General features: G+C 35.9%; 21 protein-coding genes. 16 read left to right on the top strand and 5 right to left on the bottom strand.

Annotation, left to right across the window (positions count from 1 at the left end):
• Window positions 1–44 precede the first annotated feature (44 nt).
• The 6 genes from ACMAYL_RS11980 to ACMAYL_RS11955 all read left to right on the top strand — a co-directional run bounded on the left by ACMAYL_RS11980 (window position 45) and on the right by ACMAYL_RS11955 (window position 5053).
• Window positions 45–1469, top strand: a complete 1425-nt coding sequence (locus tag ACMAYL_RS11980; protein WP_103218129.1) for a LysM peptidoglycan-binding domain-containing protein — start codon at window positions 45–47, stop codon at window positions 1467–1469.
• 62 nt (window positions 1470–1531) lie between these two features.
• A complete protein-coding gene (locus ACMAYL_RS11975; protein WP_103218128.1) occupies window positions 1532–1822 on the top strand; it encodes a hypothetical protein in 291 nt (96 codons plus the stop codon).
• 61 nt (window positions 1823–1883) lie between these two features.
• A complete protein-coding gene (locus tag ACMAYL_RS11970; protein ID WP_103218127.1) occupies window positions 1884–2939 on the top strand; it encodes a hypothetical protein in 1056 nt (351 codons plus the stop codon).
• Between the two features lie 9 nt (window positions 2940–2948).
• Window positions 2949–3833, top strand: a complete 885-nt coding sequence (locus ACMAYL_RS11965; protein ID WP_103218126.1) for a metal ABC transporter substrate-binding protein — start codon at window positions 2949–2951, stop codon at window positions 3831–3833.
• On the top strand, window positions 3833–4639 hold the full coding sequence (locus tag ACMAYL_RS11960) for a metal ABC transporter permease (RefSeq protein WP_103218125.1): 807 nt from the start codon (window positions 3833–3835) through the stop codon (window positions 4637–4639). Before ACMAYL_RS11965 ends, ACMAYL_RS11960 begins: the two co-directional genes overlap by 1 nt.
• Before the next feature lie 207 nt (window positions 4640–4846).
• A complete protein-coding gene (locus ACMAYL_RS11955) occupies window positions 4847–5053 on the top strand; it encodes a cold-shock protein (protein ID WP_103218124.1) in 207 nt (68 codons plus the stop codon).
• A gap of 17 nt (window positions 5054–5070) precedes the next feature.
• Here ACMAYL_RS11955 and ACMAYL_RS11950 read toward each other — a convergent pair whose 3' ends face one another.
• A complete protein-coding gene (locus ACMAYL_RS11950) occupies window positions 5071–5475 on the bottom strand; it encodes a hypothetical protein (protein ID WP_103218123.1) in 405 nt (134 codons plus the stop codon).
• Between the two features lie 108 nt (window positions 5476–5583).
• Here ACMAYL_RS11950 and ACMAYL_RS11945 point away from each other — a divergent pair, with 108 nt between their 5' ends.
• A complete protein-coding gene (locus ACMAYL_RS11945; RefSeq protein WP_158246878.1) occupies window positions 5584–5751 on the top strand; it encodes a hypothetical protein in 168 nt (55 codons plus the stop codon).
• A gap of 8 nt (window positions 5752–5759) precedes the next feature.
• Window positions 5760–7211 carry a disulfide bond formation protein B gene (locus ACMAYL_RS11940; protein WP_412470153.1) on the top strand — a complete coding sequence of 484 codons (1452 nt, stop codon included), beginning with the start codon at window positions 5760–5762 and terminating at the stop codon, window positions 7209–7211.
• Between the two features lie 3 nt (window positions 7212–7214).
• On the opposite strand, the gene ACMAYL_RS11935 is transcribed toward ACMAYL_RS11940, so the two are convergent.
• Window positions 7215–7778, bottom strand: coding sequence for a redoxin domain-containing protein (locus tag ACMAYL_RS11935; RefSeq protein ID WP_158246877.1), 564 nt, complete (start codon window positions 7776–7778; stop codon window positions 7215–7217).
• A 61-nt stretch (window positions 7779–7839) separates the two neighbouring features.
• Between ACMAYL_RS11935 and rlmN the strand changes: the two genes are divergently transcribed.
• The 8 genes from rlmN to ACMAYL_RS11895 all read left to right on the top strand — a co-directional run bounded on the left by rlmN (window position 7840) and on the right by ACMAYL_RS11895 (window position 14713).
• The gene (gene rlmN / locus ACMAYL_RS11930; protein ID WP_412470151.1) at window positions 7840–8874 is read left to right on the top strand and encodes a 23S rRNA (adenine(2503)-C(2))-methyltransferase RlmN; all 1035 of its coding nucleotides are present in this window, start codon (window positions 7840–7842) and stop codon (window positions 8872–8874) included.
• A 96-nt stretch (window positions 8875–8970) separates the two neighbouring features.
• Window positions 8971–9903 (top strand): glutathione S-transferase family protein, encoded by a 933-nt coding sequence (locus ACMAYL_RS11925; protein WP_392992572.1) that lies wholly within the window; start codon window positions 8971–8973, stop codon window positions 9901–9903.
• Window positions 9904–9913: 10 nt separating this feature from the next.
• Complete coding sequence (locus ACMAYL_RS11920; protein WP_103218118.1) at window positions 9914–10780, top strand: pirin family protein; 867 nt, start codon at window positions 9914–9916, stop codon at window positions 10778–10780.
• On the top strand, window positions 10780–11982 hold the full coding sequence (locus ACMAYL_RS11915) for a multidrug effflux MFS transporter (protein WP_412471126.1): 1203 nt from the start codon (window positions 10780–10782) through the stop codon (window positions 11980–11982). Before ACMAYL_RS11920 ends, ACMAYL_RS11915 begins: the two co-directional genes overlap by 1 nt.
• A gap of 36 nt (window positions 11983–12018) precedes the next feature.
• The gene (locus ACMAYL_RS11910; RefSeq protein ID WP_412471125.1) at window positions 12019–12792 is read left to right on the top strand and encodes a phosphatase PAP2 family protein; all 774 of its coding nucleotides are present in this window, start codon (window positions 12019–12021) and stop codon (window positions 12790–12792) included.
• Entirely contained in the window at window positions 12789–13715 is a 927-nt protein-coding gene (locus ACMAYL_RS11905) for a hypothetical protein (protein ID WP_103218116.1), read from the top strand. Before ACMAYL_RS11910 ends, ACMAYL_RS11905 begins: the two co-directional genes overlap by 4 nt.
• On the top strand, window positions 13716–13937 hold the full coding sequence (locus ACMAYL_RS11900) for a hypothetical protein (protein WP_103218115.1): 222 nt from the start codon (window positions 13716–13718) through the stop codon (window positions 13935–13937).
• Window positions 13925–14713, top strand: coding sequence for a hypothetical protein (locus ACMAYL_RS11895; protein ID WP_412471124.1), 789 nt, complete (start codon window positions 13925–13927; stop codon window positions 14711–14713). The genes ACMAYL_RS11900 and ACMAYL_RS11895 overlap by 13 nt, the downstream gene beginning before the upstream one ends.
• On the opposite strand, the gene ACMAYL_RS11890 is transcribed toward ACMAYL_RS11895, so the two are convergent.
• The 3 genes from ACMAYL_RS11890 to ACMAYL_RS11880 form a co-directional block, all read right to left on the bottom strand.
• Window positions 14691–15500: a hypothetical protein gene (locus ACMAYL_RS11890; protein ID WP_412470149.1), complete on the bottom strand. Its 810-nt coding sequence runs from the start codon at window positions 15498–15500 to the stop codon at window positions 14691–14693. The genes ACMAYL_RS11895 and ACMAYL_RS11890 overlap by 23 nt on opposite strands.
• Window positions 15501–15553: 53 nt before the next feature.
• Complete coding sequence (locus ACMAYL_RS11885; protein ID WP_412471123.1) at window positions 15554–17077, bottom strand: hypothetical protein; 1524 nt, start codon at window positions 17075–17077, stop codon at window positions 15554–15556.
• A gap of 143 nt (window positions 17078–17220) precedes the next feature.
• The gene (locus tag ACMAYL_RS11880; RefSeq protein WP_103218111.1) at window positions 17221–17808 is read right to left on the bottom strand and encodes a hypothetical protein; all 588 of its coding nucleotides are present in this window, start codon (window positions 17806–17808) and stop codon (window positions 17221–17223) included.
• Window positions 17809–17819: the final 11 nt, after the last annotated feature.

The raw sequence follows: 17819 nt of genomic DNA, 5'->3' as shown, positions 1-17819 counted from the left end.
TTTGATCATATTTTATTTCGTGAAAATTCCCTTAGAATTTTTATATGAAAAAAAATACTCTTTTAAATTCAATTAAGTTCTTCTCTATTTTTACACTCTTATTCACTTTGTTCTCATGTGTTTCTTCAGAGAAGGAGAATATTACACCTGCTGTTGCTGGAAGCAATACGATCTCTTATCAAGATGAAGATACAATTAAGCATGAGATGGAGCTCTATCAAAATGAACGTGTCCAAAAATGGATAAATTATTTTGCAGTAAAAGATCGTGCTCGTTTTGAACAATTTATTAAAAAGGGAATGTATTACAAAGAAGTTATTCAAACAGTACTTGAAGAAGAAGAGCTTCCATATCAATTATATTACCTACCTCTAATTGAAAGTGGCTATAACAAAACTGCACTGTCTCATGCTGGGGCCGTTGGGCCATGGCAATTTATTAAGGCCACGGGAAAGAGATATGGACTAGCTGTTAACCGCGTTGTTGATGAAAGAAGAGACCCTGTTCATAGTACAGAGGCCGCAACGAAGTATCTAAAAGATCTATATACCGTTTTTAATTCTTGGGAGCTTGCAATTGCAGCTTATAATTGTGGGGAGCTTCGAGTTTTACGTGCCATTATGAAGGGGAGAACACGTAATTTTTGGGAACTTGCAGATCGAAAACTACTTCCAAGAGAAACGAGAAATTATGTCCCTAAGTTTTTGGCAGCAGCCTACGTTGGTGAAAATCTTGCTCAATTTGGCTTTGACGAAGAGACGATTGCACAATCTCCGACTTACCCTGATTTAAAATTAGTGGAGGTTCCTGGGGGCGTGCACATTAAAGATGTTGCAAAACATTTTAATATTGATCGCAGTGAAATTGAAAAAATTAATCCCGCCCTTAAACATAAGCGTACACCTAATTGGATTAAGCAATATGCGATTTGGATGCCTCGTAAGGATTATGAGAATATAGAAGAAATTCAACAGAAATTGGCAAGTAACCGTCAATGGGGAAAGCTTAACTCCTTTCCAACTCACTATCGAGTTAAGAGAGGGGATTCTCTCACAAAGATCTCTCGTCGTTACAAAATTTCACTTAACAGGCTTAAGCGAATTAATAATTTAAGAAGCAGCCGAATTTATCCAGGTCAAAAACTTGCCCTAAGAGCAAATGAGTATAAGAGTGTTGTTGGGAAGAGATTCTACTTTGTGAAAAAGAATGATTATCTAGGAAAGATTGCAAGTCGCTCGGGCCTAAGCGTATCTTACTTAAGACGCTTAAATGGAATTCATGGCAATAGTATCTACGTAGGGCAAAAGTTAGATATCACTAGAGGTGTAAGAGTATTTCGCTATCGTGTTAAAAAGGGTGATAACTTAACACGTATTGCCAAACTCTATAATACGACTACATACGAAATAAGAAAGAGAAACTCTCTTCGATCGAGTAATCTCTTTATTGGACAGATGTTAAGTATTTAAATAGATTGTCTTGTTAAAAAAAAACGAGACAATTTAAATTTAGTATTGCTAGTATTGAGCTAATGCAGAAATTTTTTAGATTCATATTTGCGGCAACCTTTCTTGTAAGCTTTCTTACAGCAAGCATCCATTTCCATGAAAATGAGCATGAGACTAGTAAGTTAGATCAAGCTTGCCATTTCTGTATTAAAGTTTCTCAATTCAAATATGATGCTAGTAATTCTGATTTCTCTGAAGAACTTGAAGCAAGTTTTCTTTTTCTCGTTACAGATCGTTATCAGACCCTAGTCGGTCACACATTACAATCTCTATCTATTCAAACAGCTCCTCGAGGGCCACCAACTCATTGTTAATTAAATTACATTCACTTTTTATTTTTTAAATTTAATTAATTAATTTTCAATGAGGTTTATTTTGAAAAACTTATTTTATATTTCTATTTTATTACTAGGCTCAAACACTTTTGCGCAATCTCTTTCTGACAATTCAAGAGGCAATGGGTTTAATCCTGCCATCGGTTTAAATGCTTTAACTATCTATAAAAACTCGTCTCGTGATAATGATCACGATGGATTTTCTCTACAAGAAGCAGAGCTTCAGTTTAGTGCAGATGTTGATGCATACTTTAGAGCTGAGGCGACTTTTGCTGTTCACAAGGAACATCATGAAGAGGGTGGCGAGGAAGAGCATGGTTATGCATTTGAGCCTGAAGAAGTATTTGCTGAAACAATTTCAATTCCTGATTTTACAGTAAAGTTAGGGAAGTTCTATGCCCAATTTGGTAAGTACAATATGGTACATACTCACGCTCAGCCATTCATTTACCGTGGTCTTGTTCAAGAGTATATGTTTGGAGAAGAAGGACTAAATGAAGTTGGTGTAAGTGTATCATATCTAGCGCCACTGCCATGGTATAGTGATTTAACTGTTCAGTTTCTTCAGCCAACAAATGAAGAATTATTTGTTGAAGATCCACACTCGATCACCACAGTCGCTAACCTAAAAAACCTTTGGGATTTATCTGAGTCACTAACTCTAGAGTGGGGTCTTTCAGGTCTTTATTTTGAAGAACAAGCTGAGAAATCAACTGTCCTAGGAACAGACTTAACATTAAAATGGCGTCCAGTTAAAAAAGGTAAGTATTCGTCATTTGTTTGGTCAACTGAGTTTATCCACAAAGATGTTCAGGGAACAAACGAAGTTAAAAATGGTGGTTATTCGACATTCTTACGTTATCAATTTGCACCACGCTGGTTTGCTCAAGCACAATATGAATTCCTAGGTGTTGCTAAGGATGAGTCAATTGCAGATCAAAATGCATATACTGCACTTTTAGCATTTGTTCCTACTGAATTCTCAGCTGTAAGAATGCAATACGATGAAATTCATGATGGTGAAGATCGTCCTGAAAAAAGAGTAAGTCTTCAGTTAAGCTTTAGTATCGGTGCCCACCCGGCACACCAGTACTAGGTCGCTAAAATGAAGTCAATTCTTATAGGGTTGTTACTTGTTCTAGGTATGAGCTCTTACGCTCAATTGAGAATTGTAACAACGACGACAAATTTAGCAGATATTGCAAAAAAAATTGGTGGAGAGAGTGTGAGTGTACACTCTCTTGCTAAAGGTACTCAAGATCCTCACTTCCTAGAAGCAAAACCTAGCTATACTTTTAAAGTAGCTAAGGCCGATCTGTTAATTAGTATCGGTGCGGGCCTTGAAGTCGGTTGGCTCCCGCTTGTTGTTAGAGGAAGTCGCAATCCAAAAGTTCGTATCGGACAAGAAGGAAGACTTGAAGCATACGCTCTTGTGAAACTAACAGATGAGGTTAAGGGGAAGCTAACGCGTGCTCATGGTGATGTTCATCCGGAAGGAAATCCTCACTTTATGCTTTCACCGAGTAAGGCCCTTGAAGTTGCGAAGGGAGTTCGTGATCGATTCATTAAGTTAGATGAAAGTAATAGGCAGGCTTACGAAAATAATTACATAGCATATGAAAAACGCACTAAAGAATTGATAAAAGATCTTAGCGCCAAGATTAAGAAAGGAACTAAGATTATAACGTTTCACCGTACGCTAACTTATTTTTTAGATGAATTTGGAATTCAAGTTCAAAATGTTCTTGAACCTAAGCCAGGAATTCCTCCAACTGCTTCACACATTATCAGTGTTATTGAACAGATGAAAAAAGAAGGAATTCGTCATATCTTAGTTGAAAATTACTTCGATGATAGTGTCGCTAAAAGAATTAGTAAGAGTATCAAAAATGTAAAAATCAACAATGTCGCAGTTGCTGTTGACGGTAGCTCACAAGTGAAAGATATTTTCTCTCTTTATGAGAGCCTCGCTCTAGCACTGGAGGATTAATGGAAGTTATTTCTTTTTTAGCTGCACCATTTGTCATGTGTTTAATTCTTGTAGGGATACACTGCTATCTAGGATTACATGTCTTAAGAAGAGGAGTTATCTTCGTTGATCTCTCCTTAGCACAAGTGGCAAGCCTAGGCTCAACAGTAGCTTTACTCCTTCATCTCGATCACCATAGTGGCCTTAATTACTTTGTTTCTTTAGGTTTCACTTTTGTGGCCGCAGCTTACTTTGCTTGGGCCAAGAAGTTTGAAAAGTATATCTCGCAAGAAGTGTTAATCGCTCTTGTTTATGCTTTCGCTTCTTCCGCTGTTATTCTCGTTGTTAACATGATGGCCCATGGTGCAGAACATATTAAAGAAATACTCATTGGTAAGATCCTCTGGGTAACTTGGGCAGATGTTATAAAGACAGGTGCTATTTATAGTATTGTTGCTACAATTCACTATATTTTTAGAAAACAAATTCTTAGGTCAACTTTAGATAAAGATAATAGTTCTGCATTTTGGGATTTTATTTTCTTTTCGTTGTTTGGTGTTGTAATTACCTCATCTGTTGGAATAGCTGGTATTCTACTTGTTTTCTCATTTCTTGTTGTCCCTGCATTGATCAGTACATTACTCTCTCAACGTATTCGATCACAGCTGTTTATCGGTTGGGGGATTGGCTTAATTTTGAGCTTACTTGGAATGGCCCTCAGTTACTTCTTTGATCTTCCTGCTGGAGCAATTATCGTGGTGGTCTTTACTATTGTTCCAATAGTGTTCCTACCATTTTTGATAAAATTTAAAATGAGTCGCACTTAATTTAGTGCGACTTTTTTATTTTCTCTCATTTATTTCCATTAAAAACGACTATCACGATTGTTTATGCAATATGTCCAAGTAATCTTTTGATTTGAAAAACTTAACCTATTTTAAATTCTCAAATCTCAATGTTTTGGCGATAACTTTTCTATTGTTAATTTAGTTCCCGGCAACTGATTGTCGGTCTTGGAAAAAATAGGGAAGAATATGAATACAGAGCAAACAGGTAAAGTTAAGTTTTTTAATGAAACAAAGGGTTTTGGGTTTATTAAACCAGATAGTGGGGAAGGGGACTTATTTGTTCATATCTCTGCTGTTGAAACTGGCAATAAGTTAAACAATAATGATAAAGTTACTTATATGCTTGGGGAAGGTAAACGTGGACCTTGTGCAACTCAAGTTAAAAAAGTTTAATTTTTGAAGAGGGACATTTATTGTCCCTCTACTGCCTTACATGACCAATCAAATGAATGAATATCATATTCTGGAATACGGACAAAGGCCCAAATATTTCCATCGATACCACCTACGACATGATCAAGTCTTATTCTGAAACTTCCAGTTGTGAAAGACTCAACTTTGGCATCATATTTTGGAATATAGTTAACTTTTTTACGGTATGAGAATTCCTTGTTTTGATTAGTATCTTCAACATAAACTTCAATTTCATGAAAGATTGGCCCTCTTCCGTATTGTGATTCATATATCATCGCATCAGTAACTTTTGATTGCTCATCATAATTCACACAATGATAGAGAGGTTGAGATTTTGATCCAAATTTTGCCAATGTCACACTAGAAATTAGTATTAAGAAAATTAGCTTAAGACTATTCATAACAACTCCTTTTGTTATCTTTCTATTTTACTGCAAAGCTAAAATTAAGGGAATTTAACTTAGCTTAAATTAAACACAAGCCGAAATAAGCTGATAGAAGGAGTCTGTATGGAATTTTTAGAAATGGTACTGTTAATAATTGCCGGTTTTCTAGTATGGAAGAAGCCTCAAAATCAAAGGCAAGCAGAAAAGTTTCTTTATAGTGCTACATTCTTAATGTTCTTAATTTGGTTTGTTGCAACAAAATCGATGATTCTTCCGCCTGGTAACTACTAGAGGTGTCCATGACAAATAAATCAGAACGTTTCTATAATATCGTGGCCCTGGCATCAATGGCCCTGATTATTCTACCTGTTGGAATCGCATGTCTCATTCTAGGGTTTGGTTTAGGTGATAATCCTTGTATTCTCTGTTGGCAGGAAAGAGCAATCCTTATTTTTGTTACATTAACAACTCTCTTTATTATGCGCTATGGCCTTAGACCAAAGTATCTTGGTTTATTAATTCTGTATTGTACGATTGGAATCTTCATGACCTTAAGGCATACAGGAGGTCACTTCTTAAGAGATCTTGGTCAGGGATTTTCTTTAGAAATATTTGGACTCCACACATATACGTGGGGTGTTGTTATATGCTGGTCAATTTTATTAATTCTCTCAATTATACTTATATTCTTTGGTAATAATTTAGTTGATAATGAAGACGGAGAAGTTCGCTATCTTAGTAAGTTTCAATCATTGGCATTTATCTCTTATTTCATTATTTTATTTTTTAATTCGGTACAAGCATTTACCCAAGTTGGTCCTCCACCATTCATTGGACATAGTGATCCCGTGAGATTTTCTTGGGTTCCTAAAAACTGGCATTGGTCGACTAAGAATTGGAGTGGCCTATTAAAACCATTTAGCTTAAGGGGAAACTACTCAATTGATAAACCTTACTTTAAGCATGATGAAAGACGAAAGATTGCAATGTTTCAAAGTGGTGATGAATTAATGAAAGTTAAGGAGGTTAGTCTTCCTAGTGAGATTAGGGGTGGGATTAGAGATATCGATTATAATAGTGAGTCAAAGCTTTTTGCCATTGTTACAGATCAATATTTTATTTATATCTTAGATGATAAATTAAAAAGTATTCTCTACTACGTACGAATAGATCCTCTTTATAGTATCGACATAAAAACTCTTGTTGGTATAAGCTTCATTGGCCCACGTCGTCTTATGGTTACAGGATATAATAAGTCATATGTTGTCATCCGTATTGATGAGGGAGCGAAAATTGTTGATCACTATGCAGGTTTTTTAGAGGGAACAAATGGAATTTCTGAGAAATATCGAGGACGTCTTTCAAGTGTTCGCTCGAAATACTCTTATATTCGCTGTTTAGCATATGATAAGAAAACTCAAGAACTCGTTATCGTTTCAATACCCAATGAAAAGAATAATAAAGTTATTGCAACTAGATTTTCTAGTGCAGATTTTCTTTTGAATAGTGAAAAAGAAATCTTCATTGATGATAATGATCTAGGCCCAGTTATCTCAAGCCTTAAGGTTATTGACTCAATTTTATATGGCCTAGATCCAAATAGTAGTGAAATACTTATTCTCGATAATGAGCTAGATGCATTCTCTGGCTCTATAAAATTACCTAAAGGTAATTATCATGGCCTTGCTGTTTTTGAGGGCAAACAATTTGTTCTCATTGAGCAAAAGCGTGCAACATTTTATACAAAGTAAGCTTTATTCTAGCGCTGCTAAAATATCATCATTCTTTGTACGATCTTTATATTCTTTGTGTATATCTTGATAAGTGATCTTACCATTTCTTATGACAAAAACTGCAGGGTGAGCAACCATGTGATGTGTCTGGCCTGAGTCTCCCTCAATATCAATTTTATAAGACTGCTTATATTTTTGAACAAGCTTGTCGTCGAGTTTGTTAACAATATTAAAGGCCAAGAGAAGACTAGCTTTAGGATCTGAGACAATGTCAAAAGTGTATTGATATTTCTTTTTCATTTTATGAGCAATCATCTTCTTATCCACACTAATGGCCACTAGCTTAGAGCTCTTATCAAGTTTTGGCATAACTTCTGTTTGAATACTTTGAAGTTGTTTCATGCAATATGGACACCAAGAACCACGATAAAAAACAAGTACCGTTTTCTTGTCGCTATCATCTAGAATTATTTCCGTACCTTCAATATTTTTAATCTCTATATTAGGGGACTTGGTTCCGACACCTAGGCCAAGTTCTTGGGAAAAAGTAAGAATTGAAAATAAGCTGATTAATAAAACTTTCATAATTGACCCCTTTTGATTCTTTAGCATGGACTATATGTGTTAATTCTTATAATGTGACTTGGTGAAGCAGTCATTTTATCAACTTACATTCAATGAGTTACAGCAGTTACTAGAGCAAAATGGGCTCAATATATCGGCCGCTAATCTACTATATAATTGGTATTATAAAAGAAAAAATCATTACAGCAATTCAATCACTGATATTGCTAAGAGTACGATGTCTTTTATTGATGCTAATTTTAACTTTAATTTACCTCGTCCTGTAAAAGTTCAGCAGGCAGACGATAAAACGGTAAAATTTCTTTTTGAATTATCAGATGGTTCTAAAGTAGAAAGTGTTTTAATTCCTTTTAATAAGAAGTATTCAATTTGCCTCTCTTCTCAAGTTGGTTGTGCCATGAAGTGTTCTTTTTGTTTCACTGGTACGCAAGGGCTAAAAAGAAATCTTTCAGCTAGTGAGATTATTGGTCAATTTCTAGCTGCCTGGCATTGGCTAAGAGATCATCGCCCAGGTGAAGAGAGAATTCTTAATATCGTTTTTATGGGACAAGGCGAGCCATTACATAATTTTGATGAAGTAAAGAAGGCCTGTGATATTTTTACTTCTCAATATGGAACTTCGATTGGCCATCAAAAGATAACGATCTCGACAAGTGGCTATATCCCAGGACTAAAAAGATGGAAAGATGAGATACCTGGAGTTAATTTAGCACTTTCCCTACATTCACCATTTGATGAAATACGTGACGAGCTAATTCCAATTAATAGAAAGTATCCTCTTAAAGAAGTACTTGATTACATTGATGGTATACCTCTTCGTTATAAGCAATTTGTTACATATGAGTATTTGATAATTAAAGATTTAAACGATGGAAATGAAGATGCGAAGGCCTTAGGTGAGCTTCTTAGAGATCGACGTGCTTTAATAAATCTCATTCCTTTCAATGAATTCCCTGGCACAAAATATAAGAGGCCAGAGCTTCAAAGTGTTCAGGATTTCAAATTAATCCTAGAAGAATTCAAAATCCCGACGATGGTTCGTACCACTAAAGGTGATGATGTCCTTGCGGCCTGTGGCCAGCTAAATACTAAATGATCTAAAGTTAGAACAAGTTGATCTGGTAAATGATCTTTTAATCGATCCATTTGTTCGTTATTCTATACCCGTTAATAATCAAACAAAGGTTTAGTAATGGGACGTTTAGTCGATGGAAAATGGGTCAAGTCTTCGGTCATCACAAGTGACGAAAGTGGGGCATATGATCGCGTACCACGCTCGTTTAGAGACACAATAAGTAGCAATCACTCAAAGTATCAACCTGAAAGTGGGCGCTATCACTTATATGTTAGCTATGCTTGTCCTTGGGCCCATCGTACTCTTATCTATCGCAAGTTAAAATCACTTGAGTCTCATATTAGTGTAAGTGTCGTTTCTCCTGATATGTTAGAGATGGGATGGACTTTTGATAAGTCAATCGCTGGTGCAACAGGGGATGATCTATACGGCTTAAACTATCTTCAAGAAATTTACTTAAAAGCGGATCCTAAGGTAAGCACAACTGTGACAGTACCAATCCTATGGGACAAGAAAACACAAACGATTGTTAATAATGAGTCATCAGAAATTATTAGAATTTTTAATTCTGAGTTTAATGAACTTACTGGTAATCATGAAGATTTTTATCCTGAAGATTTAGCAGATAAAATTGATGAGTTAAATGAATTTATATATAGCAATATCAACAATGGTGTCTACCGTAGTGGCTTTGCAAAAACTCAAGAAGCTTATGAATCAGCTGTGACGAAGTTATTTACATCTCTTGATCGAGTCGAAGAAATACTTGAAGGCCAAAAATACTTACTAGGTGACAGGTTAACAGAAGCTGACCTTAGGTTAGTGCCAACTCTTTTACGCTTTGATTGTGTTTACGTAACTCATTTCAAGTGCAACCTAAAGAGAATCAAAGATTATAAGAATCTTTCTCGCTATGTGAGAGACCTTTATTCAATCGAAGGTATTAAAGAGACTACTAATATTGAACATATCAAAAGACACTACTTCTATAGCCACGATGATTTAAATCCATATCGTATTGTCGCATTAGGGCCAAGTGAAATTTTTTAAGGATAATTAAATGAAACAAAAAGCTATTAAATATATTTTAAATCCTCCGCAAAAACATTGGGTAGGAAATGGATTTCATGTTCACACAATGTTTCACCCAGGTTTTGATATTTACTATTACACAACTCCATTTTTAATGATGGACTTTGCTGCTCCTAAAAAGTTTTCACCAACGCAAACAAAAAGAGGAGTGGGTGAGCACCCGCACCGCGGTTTTGAAACTGTAACTTTTGCCTTTGAAGGTGAAATTGAACATCGCGACTCTGCTGGTGGCGGCGGTATCATTGGCAGTGGAGATGTCCAGTGGATGACTGCTGCAAGTGGTGTTGTACATGAAGAATTTCATTCACAAAAATTTGCAAGGGAAGGTGGATTATTTGAGATGGTTCAAATGTGGGTAAATCTTCCTAAGAAAGATAAGATGACAGCTCCACGCTATCAGGGGGTAAAGGGGGAGAAGTTCCCTGTAATCAATCCTAGTGAAGGTGTTGAGTTAAAATTAGTTTCAGGAAAATATGCGGATAAAGTAGGGCCTTGTCAGACCTTTACACCAATAAATCTTATTCAAACGAAAATGCAAAAAGATTCTAACTTCCTACTTTCATTAGATGATAAAACAAACTTACTTGTTCTTATTCGAAAAGGAAGTGTTGCAATAAATGGTAATCAAGTTAACGAACACCAATTAGTGATCTTTGAAAGAGATGGCCAAGAGGTTGAGTTATCAAGTAATGTAGGCGCAGAGCTATTGATCTTAAATGGTGAGCCTATTGATGAGCCTGTCTTTTCACATGGCCCTTTTGTCATGAATACAAGAGAAGAGATCATTCAAGCTTTTGAAGATTATCAATCAGGAAAAATGGGACATTTAAGCTAGTGGATTTATCAGTAGAAGAAGTTGGAAAAAAAATTGGTCGTCGTGAATTTATAACTCTGATGGCAGCACTTATGTCATTTGCAGCATTATCAATTGATGCGATGTTGCCGGCGCTTAATCTTATTGGTCAGAGTTTAGGAGTTCAAAACCCTAATGATAACCAGATGATTATTTCCTTCATTTTCTTGGGCATGGGTGTTGGTCAACTCTTTTTTGGTCCAATCTCTGATGCCATTGGAAGAAAGCCTGCAATGTATATTGGTATAGCGATCTTCTTTGTTGGTGGACTTATTTCTTTAAATGCTCATACTTTTACAATGATGTTAGTTGGACGCTTTACTCAGGGCTTAGGAGCGGCATCAGCTAAAATTATTTCAACAGCAATGGTTAGAGATCGCTTTAGCGGAAAGCTAATGGCCAAGACGATGTCGTTAATTATGATTATCTTTGTTCTTGTTCCGGCCCTTGCTCCAACTATTGGACAAGTTATTTTAAGTTTTGGTGGATGGCGTGATATCTTCCTTATTATGCTTGTTCTTGCAGTTCTGTGCCTAGCTTGGTTTACTGTGAGACAAGAAGAAACTTTACACGAAGAGTATCGACGCCCTCTTTCTTATATGAAGATTAAAGATGCTGCCATTGAAACTTTAAGCCATCCTATAACAATTAGTTATACTCTTGCTTCTGGTCTAGTTTTTGGTGCTTTTATTGGTTATCTAAATACTTCTCAGCAGATTCTACAAATTAAGTATGGACTAGGTGAGGACTTCCCATTGGCCTTTGGTGTACTGGCTTCATTTATCGGTCTTTCTTCATTTTTAAATTCTAGACTTGTGGAAGAGTTTGGAATGAAAAAATTATGTCGCCTAGCTCTAACGACAATTTCTTTTATCGCAATTACGTTTAATATTATTTTATTCTTTACTGGAGGACTTCCTCCATTTTTCCTTTTTTATGGCTTTTTACTATTAAGCCTTTTCAGCTTTGGTCTTCTTTTTGGAAATTTCATTGCTTTAGCATTGGAGCCAATGGGACATATTGCGGGAACTGCAAATTCGGTTGTTAGCTCGGTGCAGATTATCATTTCTGCGACAATAGGTGGGGTAATTGGTCAGATGTATAGTGGTGATGTAACGCCAATTGCATTAGGGTTTTTAATCTGCAGTACTCTTTCTTTATTTATCGTTCTAAAAGTAAAATAAATAGACGAATTAGCTGTTTTTTGTTTTCATTAATAGATGTTAAAAGCATTTATTCTTTGTATATTCATTAGCTTCAGCACAAGTGCTTTCGTTGCACCATCCGAGCATATTAGAAAATCTAAGTGGGATATTTCTCCTATTCAAATTCGCTTTATGTCGGCCTTCTTTGCTTTAGAGCTCATTACTTACTCAATCATCTCTCCATCTTTTGTAAAAACAGAATTTGAGGGAGGAGACTTTGATTATAATGAAGATGATCTATCTGTCCCAAAGTGGTTGTATGAGTTAGGTAATCATGGACCTGAGTTATTAACGGTTGGTATGTATGGTTACTACTTACTTGGTAGCGATGAGTATGCTCTAGAGAAAGCATTTGTTTTTACGGAGTCGTTGCTTATTTCTCAAGGAATAACTTTTGGTATCAAGTATACGGCCAATAAAGAAAGACCTGATAGTTCAAACTATCTTTCTTTTCCTAGTGGCCATACCACTCATGCTTTTGCTGTTGGAATGTGGATGAGTAGGGATATCTTTAATAGTGAAAGATTTTATCGAAATTACCTGGTTGCTTCACTTCCTCTTGTCTATGCTTCATATATTGGTTGGAGTCGTATTGATGCAAAGAAACACAGTTTTAAAGATGTCTCTATGGGGGCATTCATTGGCGGGCTTACAAGTTATTTAATGTATGACTTCCACTTTGATAATCGTGGTAATTATCGCTTTAATGAAAAGAGTAAGATTGTCGTAGCGCCAGCAATTGATATAATGAATGAACGCTATGCTCTAAGCTTTGGGATGATGTTATGAGATATTTCTTAATCTTTTTCCTGACAATTTCTACATTCGCTGAAAATAGATTGGATTACCTTTATCGTTTTCCTCAAAAGGGAGAGAGTGTTTTAACTTATTCACTCTATTGGTCTATTGACGAGATGGAGTTTGATAATCGTAGTGCAGGAGTTGAAGAGTTTTTTGAAGTTGACCGCTCTGTTCTTGTTGCCGGACTTGAGTATCGTTATGCTTTTTCAGATAAGTTCTTAGCTGCTTTTAGTACTCATGCTGAAATTGCTGATTTTGAAACGCATCTTGAAAATGAGTTGGATGAAGAAACTCCTGAGCAGAGCCCTTTTGGAATTTACGATCCTGCCATAGAGCTTAGATATCGCTTTATCGACTTAAATGAGGTTTTCTTCGACTTGAGTACTAAAGTCGTATGGGGAGCAACAAACTCCGGGAAAACACCACTTAGTAAAACTGTTAGCCCCTTTGATGGACAAGATTACTATCAAGTAAGTGCCATTGCAGGAATTGATTTTAATACTTTCTATCTACTTAGTTATGTCGGGGCCATTTTTTACAATGGTGGATTAAATCAATTTGAATTTGGAAATGAGAGCTTAAAGGCCGAAGATAGTTATCAAGTTGCAATAGGATTTCAAGCACAAATTGATCTTTCAAAGCACTTGAAAGCAAGTCTTGGAATTTCATTTTTATCTGCTGATACTTTTTCGCTTTCAGGTCAGACTCAAAACGTTAATGTTGAGAAATCAACTCAACAAAACTATTTTCTTAAGTTTGATTATCTAAAATATGAGAATAGAATTGGAATATTAACTTTTAAAGTTAATCAGAGAATCGATCGCTATGATCTTCAAGTTGATAATAGTGACCTTTACGTTGCTGATAATTCTTATTTAGATTTTATCTTTCAAGTTGAGAAGTGGTTTTAAATGAAGTTATTTATTATCTTCCTATTTATATTGAGCTGTTCTGAATTTGTTGTCAGAAGGAAACCTAATACTTGTTTAACAAGTAAGGAGTATCCAGAAATTTACCAAGTTATGCGACAATGGGGATGGGATGTTTGGCTGAAGCAAGTCGATATTGAAAATGCTCCGACATTTCGTTATACAAATGATTCTAAATGGAAGGAAGTTGAGTGTCCAAAATAGTTGTTAAGTTTCTCTCATTATTACTTATTCTCTCCCTTGCTAGTTGTAGTTATCGTGAAGTTATTTTAAAAAAGGCTCCTGATTTCTTAAGCGAGAAGATTGATGACTATCTTTCTTTAGATGATGAACAAGAAAAAGAATTAAGAGTTAAAGTGACTAATGCCTTCTTTGAACATCATAAAGAAGTTCTCGAGTTAAAGGCAATTATTAAAGACTATGAAATTCAAAATGACTCATTAAAAGCAGCTATTGTGAAAGGTTATCCTCCGTATTCTCTTATCATGAAGAAAGTAAATATAATATCTGTGGAAGTGTTGTCAGGACTTAGTTTTGAACAAAGACAGAAGCTTGTAAAAAAGAGAGTCGAAGACCGTAAGGACTATGAGGAGAGTTATGAGCAAAGGGGTGTGAAACGCCTTGAGAATGTATTTGGGAAGCTCACAGAAAATCAAATTAAACTCGTCAATGAATTTGCTCTTGAATATCAAAAAGATCGTGTTGAGAACCGAAGCTGGCATAATGAATTTATTTCGGCGCTAAATTTACAAGATCAAAAAGCATATCAGGATTACCTTAAAAAGAATTTTCAAGATATTGTTCCATTAAAAGAAGTTTTAAAACAAAATAAGTCTTTCTTTAAGTTCTTTGATAAATTTTCAAAAACACTAAGCCAGGACCAAATTGCACTTTTTAATAAAAAGAGAAAAGATTTATTAAATTGGATTGAGCTTTACTTAAAAATCTACCAGGCCCCTATAATTCGTAGCGCATCCTAGCAATTAGTGAATTATTTCCAAAATTGAGCTCTCCACCAACCTCTGCATCAAAGACATCGGAGCTTTCTGACATATCGACTTTTAACTTGAAAGCTTCAAAACCAAGTCCAATAGAGAATGATTTATAGAATTGATAGTCAACAAAGAGGCTTGTTGCAATTACACTTCCGGTATAATCTCCGATTTGTATGTAGAAGATATTAAATTCATTTGAAAGGGTCCATTTAGGGGTAATCTTAACTTCTGACTTGAGTTGAAGAGTAGGTAGTGGTGCTATAAAGTCACTCTCAGTCTTGGTTGTGCCTGTTTCACCAATGCCAAATTCAAGGGGCATAATATAGAAACCTATTCCGGTAGAAATATTAATGCGATCATCTAGGAAAAAGGCGTAAGAATAGGCGAGTCGAACGATGTCAAAATTTAAGATTGTTTCTACTGAAGTTCCTGCGCTAATGACTACTTCGTTATTATTCTTATCGAAGTATTTTATATCTTGATCAAGAATTCTTCTTCCACTCCTATGCTGACTATACCAGCCTGTCGTTATTGAGTGCCTCTTGTTCTGACTAAATCGCCATTCATAATTTAAGCGAATCGAAGATTGGGTGTCATCAAGTCCTAGTGTGTCTTCGGTACTCAATATGAGTGCACCTAAGGATTTCTTTCCAACCTGTATTGTCGTGTCATGATATGTGTAACCTAGACCTAGAGAGAAACGATGAGTACTCCACTCTGCGTATGAGAAAAATGGGGCCAGTAGTAGAATGAGTATTAAGGGCTTAGTCATGAAAACTCCTAAACCCTATCTTCTCAGGATAGGAGTTTAGGAGAAAGTTAATTTTAATCTATTCTGTATAGTAGTTCGTTAATTTGTTTTTGATCCTCTTCTTTAGTCGGAGCATTTGCTAGAATTGACTTGGCCTCTTCTAATTGTTGTGCGGTCGCATTTGGATCTTTTAATGTCATACGAGCATTCTCTTCTTTTTCAAGTCTAAGAAGTCTCTCTTCTTTGAAATCGATAATTTTCTTTCCTTCTGATAGAACTTCATCATAAGAAATCCCACCAGTCGGTCTCTGTGAAGGTGTCTGTGGTAAGAAAATATAATCTGTTCTTTTAAGCTTTAGTCTTTTACTTTGATAAACCATTGCCTTAGCAAACGATTCAAATGCTTTTCTTGGTACATAATGCTCAGTATCTCTCTTTAAGATATAACGTAGCTGAGATAGAGTTGATGCATTTGTTCCATCTTTTGGTGCTTTTGAGCTCATTGGTAAATATGTTTGGTAATCAAGGATATTACTAATCGCAAATTCATGTGCTCCCTTAATCCCAATTGTTCTCATTGTATCATTTGATGTTGTTGTACAATTATAGAAAGGAGTAATTTCAAGTCCTACTTCTGTACGCACTCGGTGTAGTTGCTCTTCAAATATATCTCTAACCTTAAGCATATCTTCTTTTGAGCGTGCGTATCCAATAAGAGTATAAGTTGGCCTATAGTTAACTTGACCTTGAATTAAGTGGCCATAGTAACTTACTAGATCAGTATTACTTGCTAGAACTTCTTTTTCACCTTTAAAGTAAAAGTTAAATGTTTCACCTTTTATCGATAGATCATTTTGAACTTCACCCATACCTATTGCAAAATGTCCTGCTGCCGCTCCTGGTTCATCTCCTTGGCGTCCGCTTAGAGTTACGATAAAGACATGATCACCTGGAGTTGCTTCGTAATTATCACGATATCTGATTGTACCTCTAAAAGGCACCTTAGATTGTGAGTTCTTATTCTTTGGCATCTCATTCAAAATATACTTTAGGGGATTCTTATTAAATTTTTCACTTGCTGGATATGGGTTCTCTCCAACAGTAAAAAGATCCGCTGGAATAATTGCATTGATAATGAAGGTATCATCTTGCATATGTCCCTGAGTGTGAACTTTCTTATTTTCAAAGTAGTGGCGTGAGATATAATCAAACTCACTTCCGTAAATCTTTTTAGAACGACCAAACTCAACACGTTGATCATCGATATAATAGTTGCCATCTTTTGCTCTTGTTAGAACACCGATACGATCTTCAAGATCAGCGACAACTCTTGGCATTTTATCAATTACTAACTTGTCTCCTGAAATTTCACCGTCAAATTCAAAGACATAATCTGGAGAGTTCTTAAGAACTTTATCCATATACCTGTCATAGCGCTTATCGAGCTCTAGTGAGAGGTCTTGGTCTTGGCCGTCTACTTTTACAATTGCTCTGGCCTTGCCATCTTTATCATAAATCTTCCCACGTAGATTTTGCGCATACGTGTTTGTATTTAAGAATAGAATGGTAAGAAGTCCCAAGCAGTAGACGTTTTTCATTTCTCTCTCCTAATTTAGTTAGTCTTTATATTTAATGCAATGATAGTGCCAATTAGGTTATGTGATTTGAGGAGTTTAGGGGAGGATAGTGTTTAGAACTTAAACAATAGGCCCTAGAAGAGGGCCTATTATTTAAACACTTATTAAAGTTGATTATTGATGTAGTTACGGATTTCTGACATCGACATCATATCATCAACGTCCATACAGAATTCACCACGAGCATCAGCTACGCGGATTTCGTCAGCAACTTGCTCAGCAGTAACTTTATCATTTGAAGATCTTCTATCATTTAGATCTTCTGTAAACTCAGCTAGAGTTGATCCTGTCACTTTTGGTGAAAGTTGTGCATCTTGGATTAATTCAATTTGTCCTCTAAAGTTTCTCTTACTGTCATCAATAACACCAGTTGCAGCTAGTGTACTAGATGATCCGTGGTAAACAGCATGAGTTGAAGATGAAAGTCCATCCTCAATAATATCAAGAGCGATTAGGTCGATAATGATATTTCCTGAATCTTCTAGAAGCGCAGTACCTGCAGCGATTGTTGTTGAAGCGAGCTCAACACCACCATAGATCACGGCCACACCAGTTGTACTTAGGGCCGCACCAGTTGCAAGGGCCTTGTCTGTTGGAGCATTATTTCTTTCTTTGTATAGCTCAAGACAAGATGCTTGCGTTGAAGCTGCTACTGAACATAGTAGTCCAAGGGCAATTAACGATTTTTTCATTGTTTTCTCCT

This window comes from Halobacteriovorax sp. RT-2-4, from assembly GCF_047085445.1.
Taxonomy (GTDB): Bacteria; Bdellovibrionota; Bacteriovoracia; order Bacteriovoracales; family Bacteriovoracaceae; genus Halobacteriovorax_A.
The sequence above is the reverse complement of the archived record's forward strand: the minus strand, read 5'-3'. Positions and strand labels throughout refer to the sequence as shown.